Genomic DNA, 11,966 nt, shown 5'->3' on the forward strand with positions numbered 1-11,966 from the left:
TATGGGCCGATTGTGAGACGATCGTCAAGAAGTTGAAACGAATAATCGGGAGGCACGGGTGAAGCCACGGTCGCTGGTCTTCGATCTGTTCGGGGACTACCTGCGCTATCGCGGCGGCGAGGTGCGGCTGCGCGGCCTGGTGGCGCTCATGGGGTGCTTCGACGTGCCCGAGGCGACGGTGCGCGTCGTGGTGGCGCGCATGCGCAAGGAGGGCTGGCTGGACGGCCGCCGCGAGGGCAGGGAGACGCGCTACGTCCTCACCGACGCCGCCTGGCGGCTGCTCGACGACGGCAGGGCGCGGATCTTCGCCCGCGAGACCGGTCCGTGGGACGGCCAGTGGCACATGGTCATCTACTCGGTGCCCGAGAGCGAGCGGACCCTGCGCGAACAGCTGCGCAAGCGGCTGGCCTGGCTCGGGTTCGGCCTGCTGTCGGCCTCGGTGTGGATCAGCCCCCACGACCGCGTCGGGCAGGTCAGGGCAGACTTCGCCGGCCATCCCGCGATCCGGCTGGACGTGTTGCGCGCCCGTTCCGAGGGCGCCGCGGCCGACCGGGAGATGGCGGCGAGGTCGTGGGACCTGACCGCGCTGGACAAGGACTACCGGCGCCTGCTCGACCACTACCGCCCCCGGCTCGCCGCCTATCGCGCCGGCGAGCTGCGTGGCCGGGAGGCGCTGGTCGAGCGCATGCGGCTGATCCACGACTACCGCATGTTCCCGTTCCGCGATCCGGACCTGCCACCCGAGCTGCTGCCCGAGGGGTGGTGCGGCCGGGCTGCCCACGAGGTGTTCCTGGAGGCCCACGGGCTGCTGCGGAGCGAGGCCGAGGCGTACGCCGACCGCCTGACGGCCGACCCCACCGCCACCTGACGTGTGTCACTTTCCAAACGACAGACATCAACATGTCATCTGTGGGAGGAGTTGTCATGGCTCCGGCATGACCCATGTCATGGGGAGTCGGTGACATAGCGGACTAACGCCGGCACCACCGATTCGATCATGCTGATGGACATGATCTCTCGGCAATCAACGCAGCGCGGCAAGCGGATGGCCGTCGTGACCGCGATGGGCGCGCTGCTCGTGGCAGGCACCCTGGCGGCTCCCGGCACGGCGGCCGCGTCCACGGACAGGCAGGAGCTCCAGCAGTCGCTGGACGCCGTGCGCGAAGCCGGCATGTACGGCATCTACTCGAACGTCCGCGACGGGGGCCGGACGTGGCGAGGCGCCTCCGGCGTGGCCGACGTCGACACGCGCCGCCCCGTACGCCCGGACATGGTCCACCGCGTCGGCAGCATCACCAAGACCTTCACCGCCGTGGCCGTCCTCCAGCAGGTGGAGCGCGGCGCCGTCGAGCTGGACGCCCCGATCGGCCGCTACCTGCCCGACCTGGTGCCGGGCGAGCGCGGCCGGAAGATCACCGTACGGATGCTGCTCAACCACACCAGCCACATCGCCGACTACGTCGCCCCGGCGTTCCCGTCGCTGCTGGAAGGCTCGCCCGCCAGCCTGGACGAGCACCGCTTCCGCAGGATCGCCCCGCCGGAGCTGGTCAGGATGGGCCTCGGCGGGGCCCCGACCGGCGAGCCCGGCGCGGCGACGGGGTCGTACTCGAACACCAACTACGTGCTCGCCGGCCTGCTGCTGGAGAAGGTGACGGGCGAAAGCGCCGAGCGCTACATCACCCGCGACGTGATCCGCAGGGCGGGCCTGCGGCACACGTCGTTCCCGCGCACGCCGCACATCCCGGGGCCGCACTCCAAGGCGTACGAGTCGTTGTTCGGGCTGATCGACCCGCCGCGCGACTACAGCGTCTACGACATGTCGTGGGCGGGCACGGCCGGTGCCGTCACCTCCACCATGGAGGACCTCAACCGGTTCTACCGGGCGTTGCTGCGCGGCGACCTCGTCGGCACGGCGCAACTCGCCGAGATGCAGAAGACGGTCCCCGTGCGGGTGGGCGGGGGCCAGATCGACGCCTACGGCCTCGGCATCTACGCGCTCGACCTGCCGTGCGGCCGGTTCTGGGGACACGACGGCGGCGTCTTCGGCATGCTCACGCAGTCACTGTCCAGCCCGGACGGGCGCCGTCAGGTGTCGTTCGGCTTGAACCGCGCCAAGTACCAGCGCATCGACGAGAACGGCGCCGTCGAACCGAGCCCCATCGACTACGCGATCGTCGATCACATGCTCCTGGCGCTGTGCGGGCAGGGCGCCGCCACGGCGAGGACGGCCCAGGCGCCGGTCACGCCGTTCCCCGCCGACCGGCGCTGACCGCCGCCTGTGCTCCTCGTCACTCTCGACGTGTGGATTTGTGCGCAGTGGTTCCCTCCCGCGCTCCGTAGTGTCCCGTGCTGCCGGACGAACCCGGCAGCACCGACACGGGGAGGAAACCCACCATGCGTAAGACCCTTGCGATCGCGGCTCTCGCCGGCTCGATGGCCGTCACCGGCCTCGCCGTCGCCCCGGCCGCTCAGGCCGCCACCCACTCCACGACCGGCACCAGCTGGGGCAAGCTCTTCTCCAGCGACCACAAGGCCTACACCTTCGGCAAGACGTGGAAGAAGGGCGGGAAGGTCTACACGAAGTGGTACGGGGTCGACAACAAGGGCGGCAAGAAGGGCTGGGTCTGGTTCGAGTACTACCAGAACGGCGGCTGGCACCGCTTCAACAAGTCGTGGGACGGCAAGGTCGTCGGCGCCTGGAACGGCCACGGGATCAAGAAGGTCTACACCTACACCTGCTGGGCCGGCAAGTTCGACAACTGCGGCAAGAAGTACCGCATCTACTAGGAGCACTCCGCCTGAGGCGCGGCGCTCACCCGCCGGGCCTCAGGCGGAACGTGAAGTAGCGGACCGACCTGCCGTCCCTGCTCAGCTCCCGCTGGGCGAGGACCTCCGTGACGAAGCCCTGCTCGTCGATCAGCTGCCTCAGGTAGGGCAGGTCGCCTGAGGTGCCGAAGAAGACCAGCATCCGGCCCGCAGGAGTGAGATGCCTCCCGGCCTGGCGGAAGAACGTCGTCATGGCCCGGTAGTCCTCGTCGGTGGTGGCCGCCTCCAGGAGATCGCGGGGCGCGAACCACCGGAACGGCGGGTCGAAGACGATCAGATCGAAGCAGCCCTCGACGGCGGAGAAGACGTCGCTGCGACGGACCTCGACCCGGTCGGCCACCCCGTTGCGCTCGGCGTTGCGGCGGGCGGCCTCGACGGCGACGGGGTTGATGTCGACCGCCACCACCCGATCCGCCGTCGCGGCGGCCAGGACGGCGTTGACGCCGCAGCCGGTGCCCATGTCCAGGACGCGGTCGCCCGCGCGGACCTCCGCGAGCACGGCCTCGCCCAGCAGATGCGACATGCCGGTGATCGGCTGCACCTGGGGCGGGACGACCAGGGTCCGGCCCAGGTAGGTGAACGTCCGCTCGTCGCCGGCCTCGGCCCTGGCGGCCTCGTAGGCCCGCTCGTGCCACTGGCGGATGAGCTCTGCCTCCTCCGGAGAGACCCTCGGGACGTGGCTACCCACCCTGACGCACCCCGCCCCGCCACACGTCCGCGATGGCGCGGGTGGCCGTGATGTCGGTGGTCGGGTCGCCGTCCACCAGCAGCAGGTCGGCGCGGAGGCCGGGGGCGATCCGGCCGCGGTCGGCGAGGCCGAAGCGGCGGGCGGTCAGGCTGGTGGCCGCCGTGAGCGCCTGCTCCGGCGTCAGCCCGGCCTCGGTCAGCATCAACAGCTCATGGTGCAACCCCGCCCCGTGCACGGGCCCGAACGGCGTGCAGTCCGTCCCCGCCAGCACGGGCACACCGGCCCGCACCAGCGCGGCCGCCGCCTGCGAGGCGTTGACCACGCCTTCCGAGTGCACGGGGATGCCGGTGTAGTCGCGCGTGAACGTGGCCTTCGAACGCTCGGACATCCGCCCCGCCACGCGCGGGTCCCGGAGCAGCTCCGCGCCGCCCGGGTCTCCGGTGACGGCCTCGATGTAGGTGATCGTGCTCACCACGAAGGCATCGTAGGCCGAGATGATCCCGGCCATCTCCTCGGCGCGCTCCCCGCCCGCGTCGGTGTAGAGGTGTGCCAGCCCGTCGGCCCCGGCGTCGAGCGCGATGAGAGCCTCGCGGGCCGTCACCGTGTGGGCGACGACCCGCAGCCCGGCGGCGTGCGCGGCCTCGACCAGGACGGCGGCGAGCTCGGGGCTGAGTGCGGGCAGCTCCATCCCGGCCGCCGCGCCGTCGTCGACGGCGATCTTCAGGTAGTCGGCGCCCTCGGCCAGCCGCGCCTCCACGAACGCCTTGGCCTGGTCGGCATCGGCGACCGTGTCGAGCCCGCGGTCCGAGCCGAGGGCCTTGAGCAGGTCGGGCGTCATGATCTGGGTCGGGTGCCCGCCCGGCACGGTGGCGATCATGCTGGAGCTGCGGAGATCGGCCACGTCGTCGCGCTCGGCGGCCTGGCGGCGCTGCTCGGCCAGGACGGGCGGCAGGTTGTTCATGTCGAGCTCGGTGGTGACGCCGAACTTCAGCGCCTCCGCCAGGTCGCCGTCGAAGGCGTGCGTGTGCGCGTCGATCAGGCCGGGCAGCAGGGTCTTGCCGGCGCCGTCCACCTCCACGTCCACGGGTCCGGCCGCGGCGTCGGCGTCGGCGATGCGGTCGCCGTCGATCACGACGTCGGCGCGGGAAACGGTCCGCTCGCCGTCGAAGACGCGGACGTCACGGATCAAGGTACGCATGCCTCTCCCTCATCTAGTTCTGCGTAAGATAGTACGGCTCCTAACTATTCGAGGCAAGCAAAAAGGCGAGCCCGCGTGATCCACGCGGGCTCGCCCAGAAAAGGATCAGTGTGAGAACGCCTGGAACTCGGCCGCCCTCACGTGCTCCCGCTGCGGGCTGGCCGTGGCGCAGTCCGTCGCGGAGTTGGGGTCGTTGTCCTGCTCCCCCGCGTACAGCGGGTTACCGGTGCACTGGCTGCTGACCACCCGCAGCACCAGGTGCGTGGCGCTGGTGTCGCGCACGTCGAACGACTTGAAGATCATGTCCGCGCCTCTGGGCCGCGGCAGCGACGTCTGGAAGGCGTCCGCCGGGCTGGTGTAGATCTTCTTGAAGTTCGCCGGGTCGGCGCAGCCGGAGCTGCACGCCAGCACCTCGAAGGCACGCAGGCTGGAGAACCGGTTCTGCCCGCCGGGGTCGGCCGGGTCGTTGACGTTCGGCCGGAGCATCGCGCTGACCTGCACCCGCCCGACCTTGACGGGGGCGTCGCCGGCCAGGTCCACGACGACCGACTTGCCGGCGGGGGCGCCGGTGAGCGAGGCCCAGTTCGTGGCCTCGGTCTCGTCGATCAGCTTGGCCTGGTTGACGCCGTCGCCCGAGGCCGCCGCGCCGTTCGACGCGGAGGCGTGGTTGCGGGTCAGCAGCAGCGGCAGCGGCAGCTTGACGCCCGGAAGGACGGCGAACTTCAGCCGCTTGTGCCCGAACCCGCTGCCCGCGACCACGAAGTCGTAGACACCGGGCGTCATCTCCACGGTGTCGCCGAGCGGCGTGGCCGGGTCGGTGTCGGCGACCGGGACCACGCGTCCCTCGTAGTCGCCGACGTACAGCCGCAGCGCGGCGTCCTTGGCCTCGCCCAGGGGCTTCATCTGCAGCGAGCCGTTCCTGCCCGTCGGGTTGACGAAGCTCGGCGTCGCCTCGCCGTCGTTCGGCCCGGTGCTGGCGGCGTCCCTGCCCAGGCCGTGCTCGGCGAACGCGCGCCACATGATGTCCTGGTTCTTGCCGCCGAAGCGGATCGCGTCGGCCGCGAGCAGCGCGTCGCGGTGGTCGACGTACGTGACCGCGCCCGAGGCCATCAGCAGCAGCGCGTCGAACGACAGCTGCGCCCAGCGCCGGTTGCCCGGGCACTTCTCGACCGGCGTCTTCCCGTCGGCGCACGAGCGCTGCAGCTTGGCCGTGCCGTCGCCGTACCGCTTGAGGAAGGCCGCGCGCACGTCGAACTGCGTGGCCGACCAGATCTCGCCGTCCGCGTGGACCTGCTGGCCGACGAGGTCGTAGTTGAGGTTGCTGTAGTTGAGCGGCGACTTGGACATGTCGTAGTTCCTGATGCCGCGCTGTCTGTCGCCGGTCACGTAGCCGCCGGTGACGTACGGCGTCGCGCCGGACGGGCGGAAGCCGTACTCGAAGAGGTACTCCATCGCGAACAGGTCGGAGGTGCTCTCGTTCATGGCGCCGGCCTGCGCGCCGCTCCACCCGGCGTCCGGGCCGCCGATCATGCGGCCGGAGATCGCGTGGGTGTACTCGTGGCCGATGACCGACATGTCGTAGTCGCCGTCCACGCAGGGCGCGTAGAAGGCGCCGGCGATCGGCTGCCACAGGTACATGTTGGTGATCGGCGCGACCCCGTCGGGGCCGGTGATCTGGTTGGCGTTGTCGCGTACGGACAGCACCCGCGCGCCGGCCTGGGCGTTGCCCTGCTCGGGGTCGTCGCCGAGCCCGCCGCGGTCGCCGTTGTCGTCCTGCATGTTCCAGGCGGTCTCGGTGAAGCCGAGCCGGTACGACCAGTCGTGCATGCGGTTGTGCATGGCGTTCAGGTTGGCGATCGCGGCCTCGAGGTCGTTCTCGCCGGGCTGGTCGAGCACGGCCGGGTCGCACTTGGCCTCGTACCAGGTGTTACGCCACGGGTAGACGTAGTTCCTGCTCGGCGTGAGCACGTTGGAGCGGGTGCCGACGGTGAACGGGTCGCCGCTGGCCCGGTTCTCGAACGTCCTGGCCGCGTTGCCGAGGCTGGTGTTCGTCGGCTCGCCGGTGCCGTGGTCGACGTCCCACGCCTTGCCCGTCGCCGGGTCGCCGCCGCTCACGTAGTCACAGCCCGGGCCGGGCGTGTGGCACCAGGTCTGGCGCGTGTCGGCGGAGGAGTAGTCGTCGCGCGGGTTCGCCGGGAACACCTCCCAGTGCGGGTTCTCCGGGTCGGCGTGGTGGTCGACGAGGTTCTCCCGCACCAGGACGGCGCCGCTGACCGCGTCCACGTGCGTCGTGTACCCCGCCGCCTCGCCGTCCCCGCCGCCGATCAGCACGACCTGGTAGGCGTTGTGCACCCCGTCGGGCGCGGGCACCGCCACCGGGGCCGCCTGCTTGGTGGTCGCCGTGGCCAGATCGATGCCGCCGTCCCTGGCCGCGATCTCCATCGCCTGCTGCGCGGTGATCGCCGCGGCCGGCGGCGCCTGCGTGGCGCGCGACAGCGAGGACGTGACGTGCCGGATCGTGCCGTCGACCACGCCGACCGCGACGAGCCCGTCCACGCCGGCCGGCAGGTCGCCGAACTTCTGCCGCAGCAGCACGGCGTGGCCCGCGCCGATGGGGTTGACCGCGACCCGCTCCAGCGCGTCCACGGCCTCGGCCGATAAGCCGAAGATGGCCTCGTTGTTCTTGAGGTAGGCGCGTGCCGCCTGCTCGGGGTCGGCCCCCAGGCCCTCGGCCAGCGGCTCGGCGCTGACGACGGCCGCGGGGGTGCCGAGGGCGTTCCAGCGGATCTCGGCCTCGGGGCCTGCCCTGCGCGCATTGACGCCGGCGGGCGGCGGCACCCGGCCCTGCCGGTTGTCCACATCCGGTTTGCCGTGCTCCTCGGCCTGGAAGTCGTGGACGATGGGTGCTTGCCCGCCGGGTGCGCCGCGCGCGGCCCCGGTGGGGGCCAGCGCCGACGCGACCAGCGCGACGACGATGAGGGTGCTGCTGCGTAACCAGGACTTTGACGACACCGGTTCCTCCTGCGTGTCCGGGTGCGCGGATCACGCGCACTCGCAAGAGGTAGCACCGCATTGACTACGTGACAAGATCTAAGTGGGGACAGGCAGCCCGGTCCTACGGCTTGGCGTCCAGCCACACGAGGCGGTGGTCGGAGCTGGGGAAGGGGAAGACGCCGGTGAGGCGGGACAGCGGGTCGCTCGACACCGGCCAGAAGACGCCGCCGCCCGTCACCCTCAGCCGCTTGGCCGGCAGCACGTAGTCGGCGCGCAGGTTGCCGGGCGCGGTGTCGGCGAAGTCGGCCGTGTCGTACTTCGGGTCGCCCTTGTGGGTGGCGTTCGCGCCGCCCTGCAGCGCGGCGGCCTCCGTCGCGCCCGCGCTCGACGGCGCGAACGTGCCGTCGATCTTCGGGTGGTCGAGGAGCTGGTGGATGGCGCCCTGGTAGCTGTCGCCGTCGTGGGGATCGGCGTTCTGGTCGCCGGCGATCACGAACGGCTCGCCGGGCCGGAGGCCGCCGCGGCAGCCGCGGTCGTCGTAGATGTACCCGCCGCGCCCGGGGTTCGTGTAGTCGGCCCAGAGCCGGATCTCGTCGTGGTTGCGGCGGCCGTTGCGGTCCTCGGCCCCGTCGAACGTGGGCGGCGTGGGGTGGCTGACCAGGAAGTGCACCGTACGGTGGCCGATCCGGACCGGCACGTCCCAGTGGCTCTTGGACGACAGGCGGAACACCTCGAGCTCCTCCGGCGAGTACCAGTCGGCGGGCTCCGGCGTCGCCGGGTCGTCGGGCAGGGCGGCGCCGGGCATGTCCTTCCACAGGAACTTCTGGAAGGTGCGGATGCCGCGTACGTCGATCGGGTACTTCGAGTAGACCACCATGCCGTACTGGCCGGGGAAGGCCCCGAAGCCGAACGCGTCGTCGCCGTAGCCGGGCGCGCCCGGCGTGGTCACGACGGCGCCGTTGTTGTTCAGGTCGTACCCGGAGGCGATGCCGGTGTTGCTGGGGGCGGTGTAGCGGTACCGGTAGGTGATGGGTTGGGCGCCGCTCTGGCCGACGGACAGGTAGTTGTCCTGGAAGAGGCGGGCGGCGGCGCCGGCGGCGTCGTAGTCGAACTCGTTGATGAGCAGGACGTCGGGGCGGCTCCGCTGGATGATCTCGGCGATGACCTTGGCCTGCGTGTTGTCCGGCGTGGACAGGTCGCTGACGAGCTGGCCTTCGGCGTTGCGGTTGAGCGAGGCGTTGAAGGTGGCGAACCGGGTGGCCCGGCTCGCGGCCTCGGCCGTGCCCGCCGCCAAGGGCAGGAGCGCCGCGGCGGCGACGACGGACAGGGCTCTACGGAATATCACGATCTTTCACCTCGCTGAGCTGGCCGGGTGGTCCGGATCATGGCATCTCCCCGGCGGATCGCGCCAGTACGCGAAGATAAGCTTTGGTTGTCAGCAGGGAGTTAGACATGCCGACGTTCCCTCAGGGAAAACCGCGGCCGCGCCTCACGGGGTCGCAGGGGGGTGAGCCGAAGTATCAGGCCATCTACCGTGATCTGCTCGCCCAGATCGACGACGGCGCGTACGCGCCCGGCGAGCCGCTGCCCGCGCAACGGGAGCTGAGCGACTACTACGGGGTCAGCCTGATGACCGTGCGGCAGGCGTTGCAGCGGCTCAGCGCGGAGGGGCGCATCGAGCAGCGGCAGGGGCTCGGCACGTTCGTGGCCGGCCACGTGATCCCCTATCAGATGAACAGCCTGGGCAGCCTCGCCGAGGATCTCGCCGGGCAGGGGATCGAGCTGCTGACGGTGCCGCTCGGCACGCGCCGCGAGCCGCCGCCCGCGGCGGTGCGGGCGGAGCTGGGGCTCGGCGCGGACGCCGAGGTCACGGTCATCGAGCGGCTGCGGGTCGTGGACGGCTCCCCGGTGATCCACCAGGTGTCCTACACGCCGCTCGACCTGGGCGGGGAGCCCGCGGAGGCCGAGTTGGAGCGCACTCCGCTCTACCGGCTGATCGAGGAGCGGTGCGGGGTGTCGCCGGCGTGGGCGACCGAGGCGATCAGGCCGGTCGTGTTGTCGGAGGAGCAGGCCGCCGTGTTGCGGCGGCCGGTGGGCGATGCGGCGCTCATGAGCACGCGGGTCACGTACGACGCGGACGACCGGGCGGTGCTGGCCGATCGGGCGGTCATGTGCGCCGCCCACATCGTGTTCACCACCCGGCGCCAGGTCCCCGAACCGGCCGTCTCGCTACGCCTCGACGCCTGAGGGCTTGCGCACACCGGCCGCGAGTTCCCGCGCCACCGCCTCGACCGCGGCCACGCCGGACGCCGGGTCGGGGGCGTCCATGAGCGCGCGGACGAACGCCGAGCCGACGATCACGCCGTCGGCGAATGCGGCGACCTCGGCGGCCTGCGTGCCGGTGCCCACGCCGAGACCGACGCACACGGGCAGGTCGGTGACCTCCTTCGCCCGCGCCACCAGGTCCTTCGCCGTCGTGCTGACCACGTCGCGCTCGCCGGTCACGCCCATGAGCGAGGCCGCGTACAGGAAGCCGCGCGAGGATCGGGCGGCCAGCGTCAGGCGTTCCGGCGTGGAGGTCGGCGCCACCAGGTGGACACGGTCCAGGCCGTGGTCGTCGGCCGCCGCGTGCCAGGCGGCGGCCTCGTCGGGGATGAGGTCCGGGGTGATCGCCCCGGCGCCGCCCGCCGCCGCCAGGTCCGCCGCGAACCGGGCGACCCCGTAGCGGTCGACGAGCGTCCAGTACGTCATGACGAGCGCCGGCGCCGCGACCTCCCGTACGGCGGTGAGCCCGTCCGCCGGGGTGACGCCTCCGGCGAGCGCCGCCTCGGTGGCCCGCTGGATGAGCGGGCCGTCCATGAGCGGGTCCGAGTACGGCAGGCCCACCTCCACGACGTCCACGCCGCCGGCCACCATGGCCCGCATCGCCGCCACCGAGGTGGCGACGTCGGGGAACCCGACCGGCAGGTATCCGATGAGCGCGGCCCGCCCTTCCCGGCGGGCCTGTTCGATGGTCGCGCGGGCGCTCATGAGCCGCTCCCCTCCTCCAGCAGGCCGAAGTAGCGGGCCGCCGTGTCCACGTCCTTGTCGCCGCGGCCGGACAGGTTGACCAGCACGATCCCGTCCGGCCCCAGCCGCCGGCCCTCCTGGATCGCGCCGGCCAGCGCGTGCGCGCTCTCGATGGCCGGGATGATCCCCTCCGTACGGCACAGCAGCGCGAAAGCCTCCATGGCCGCCGCGTCGTCCACCGGCCGGTAGCGGGCCCGGCCGATGTCGTGCAGCCAGGCGTGTTGCGGCCCCACCCCCGGATAGTCGAGCCCCGCCGAGATCGAGTGGCTCTCCATGGTCTGACCGTGCGCGTCCTGGAGCACGTACGTACGGTTCCCGTGCAGGATGCCGAGCGCCCCGCCGGAGACGGAGGCCGCGTGCCTGCCGGTCTCGACCCCGTCTCCCCCGGCCTCCAGCCCCACCAGCTCCACCTCCGGATCGTCGAGGAACGCGTGGAAGATCCCGATGGCGTTCGACCCGCCGCCGACGCAGGCGCAGACGACGTCGGGCAGCCGCCCGGCCAGAGCCAGCACCTGACGGCGCGCCTCCTCCCCGATGACCTGCTGGAACGCGCGGACCATCGTCGGGAACGGATGCGGCCCCGCAGCGGAGCCGATCAGGTAGTGGGTGTTCTCGACGTTGGTGACCCAGTCGCGCATGGCCTCGTTCATGGCGTCCTTGAGTGTGCGCGAGCCCGACGTCACCGGGATCACCTCGGCCCCGAGCAGCCGCATCCTGACCACGTTGAGCTCCTGCCGCCTCATGTCGACCTCGCCCATGTAGACCACCGCGTCCAGGCCGAGCAGCGCGGCCGCGGTGGCCGTGGCCACGCCGTGCTGGCCCGCGCCCGTCTCGGCGATGACGCGGGTCTTGCCCATTTGCAGCGTGAGCAGCGCCTGGCCCATCGCATTGTTGATCTTGTGGGCGCCGGTGTGGTTGAGGTCCTCGCGCTTGAGCAGGATGCGCGCGCCTCCGGCGTGCCGCGCGAAGCGGGGAGCCTCGGTGATCACGCTCGGCCGGCCCACGTACGTGCGGTGGAGCTCGTCGAGCCGCGCCATGAAGTCCGGATCCGACAACGCGTCCCGGTAGGCGGCGTCCAGCTCCTCCAGGGCGGCGACCAGCGCTTCCGGGATGAACCGGCCGCCGAACCCGCCGAAGTACGGCCCCGTCCGCCCGGTGAGCGGTGTCCGCACGGCTTGTCCGTGCATCGTC

General features: G+C 71.7%; 10 protein-coding genes. 4 read left to right on the plus strand and 6 right to left on the minus strand.

What is annotated here, in order from left to right:
• Nucleotides 1-58: 58 nt before the first annotated feature.
• From ID574_RS17830 to ID574_RS17840, 3 genes are all read left to right on the plus strand, one after another.
• On the plus strand, nucleotides 59-868 hold the full coding sequence (locus ID574_RS17830; RefSeq protein ID WP_188190001.1) for a PaaX family transcriptional regulator: 810 nt from the start codon (nucleotides 59-61) through the stop codon (nucleotides 866-868).
• Between the two features lie 141 nt (nucleotides 869-1,009).
• Nucleotides 1,010-2,269: a serine hydrolase domain-containing protein gene (locus ID574_RS17835; protein ID WP_223166802.1), complete on the plus strand. Its 1,260-nt coding sequence runs from the start codon at nucleotides 1,010-1,012 to the stop codon at nucleotides 2,267-2,269.
• 125 nt (nucleotides 2,270-2,394) lie between these two features.
• Nucleotides 2,395-2,787: a hypothetical protein gene (locus ID574_RS17840; protein WP_188190002.1), complete on the plus strand. Its 393-nt coding sequence runs from the start codon at nucleotides 2,395-2,397 to the stop codon at nucleotides 2,785-2,787.
• Nucleotides 2,788-2,812: 25 nt separating this feature from the next.
• Here ID574_RS17840 and ID574_RS17845 read toward each other — a convergent pair whose 3' ends face one another.
• From ID574_RS17845 to ID574_RS17860, 4 genes are all read right to left on the minus strand, one after another.
• Nucleotides 2,813-3,514: a methyltransferase gene (locus tag ID574_RS17845; RefSeq protein ID WP_188190003.1), complete on the minus strand. Its 702-nt coding sequence runs from the start codon at nucleotides 3,512-3,514 to the stop codon at nucleotides 2,813-2,815.
• The gene (locus tag ID574_RS17850; RefSeq protein ID WP_188190004.1) at nucleotides 3,507-4,712 is read right to left on the minus strand and encodes an amidohydrolase family protein; all 1,206 of its coding nucleotides are present in this window, start codon (nucleotides 4,710-4,712) and stop codon (nucleotides 3,507-3,509) included. Before ID574_RS17850 ends, ID574_RS17845 begins: the two co-directional genes overlap by 8 nt.
• Before the next feature lie 105 nt (nucleotides 4,713-4,817).
• Nucleotides 4,818-7,724: a M36 family metallopeptidase gene (locus ID574_RS17855; RefSeq protein ID WP_223166803.1), complete on the minus strand. Its 2,907-nt coding sequence runs from the start codon at nucleotides 7,722-7,724 to the stop codon at nucleotides 4,818-4,820.
• A gap of 103 nt (nucleotides 7,725-7,827) precedes the next feature.
• Nucleotides 7,828-9,054, minus strand: coding sequence for an endonuclease/exonuclease/phosphatase family protein (locus ID574_RS17860; protein ID WP_442939313.1), 1,227 nt, complete (start codon nucleotides 9,052-9,054; stop codon nucleotides 7,828-7,830).
• A 104-nt stretch (nucleotides 9,055-9,158) separates the two neighbouring features.
• On the opposite strand from ID574_RS17860, the gene ID574_RS17865 reads away from it, so the two are divergent.
• Nucleotides 9,159-9,953, plus strand: a complete 795-nt coding sequence (locus tag ID574_RS17865) for a GntR family transcriptional regulator (RefSeq protein WP_188190006.1) — start codon at nucleotides 9,159-9,161, stop codon at nucleotides 9,951-9,953.
• Here ID574_RS17865 and trpA read toward each other — a convergent pair.
• On the minus strand, nucleotides 9,936-10,736 hold the full coding sequence (trpA, locus tag ID574_RS17870) for a tryptophan synthase subunit alpha (protein ID WP_188190007.1): 801 nt from the start codon (nucleotides 10,734-10,736) through the stop codon (nucleotides 9,936-9,938). The two genes, ID574_RS17865 and trpA, sit on opposite strands and share 18 nt — an antisense overlap.
• Nucleotides 10,733-11,962, minus strand: coding sequence for a tryptophan synthase subunit beta (gene trpB / locus ID574_RS17875; protein WP_188190008.1), 1,230 nt, complete (start codon nucleotides 11,960-11,962; stop codon nucleotides 10,733-10,735). Before trpB ends, trpA begins: the two co-directional genes overlap by 4 nt.
• Nucleotides 11,963-11,966: the final 4 nt, after the last annotated feature.

The organism is Nonomuraea sp. SYSU D8015, from assembly GCF_008065375.1.
Lineage (GTDB): Bacteria > Actinomycetota > Actinomycetes > Streptosporangiales > Streptosporangiaceae > Nonomuraea.

Excerpts from the sequence above, each read along its gene's own strand:
- ID574_RS17850 (WP_188190004.1), bottom strand. The coding sequence starts at position 4,712 with ATGCGTACCTTGATCCGTGACGTCCGCGTCTTCGACGGCGAGCGGACC.
- trpA (WP_188190007.1), bottom strand. The coding sequence starts at position 10,736 with ATGAGCGCCCGCGCGACCATCGAACAGGCCCGCCGGGAAGGGCGGGCC.
- ID574_RS17835 (WP_223166802.1), top strand. The coding sequence starts at position 1,010 with ATGATCTCTCGGCAATCAACGCAGCGCGGCAAGCGGATGGCCGTCGTG.
- trpB (WP_188190008.1), bottom strand. The coding sequence starts at position 11,962 with ATGCACGGACAAGCCGTGCGGACACCGCTCACCGGGCGGACGGGGCCG.
- ID574_RS17840 (WP_188190002.1), top strand. The coding sequence starts at position 2,395 with ATGCGTAAGACCCTTGCGATCGCGGCTCTCGCCGGCTCGATGGCCGTC.
- ID574_RS17865 (WP_188190006.1), top strand. The coding sequence starts at position 9,159 with ATGCCGACGTTCCCTCAGGGAAAACCGCGGCCGCGCCTCACGGGGTCG.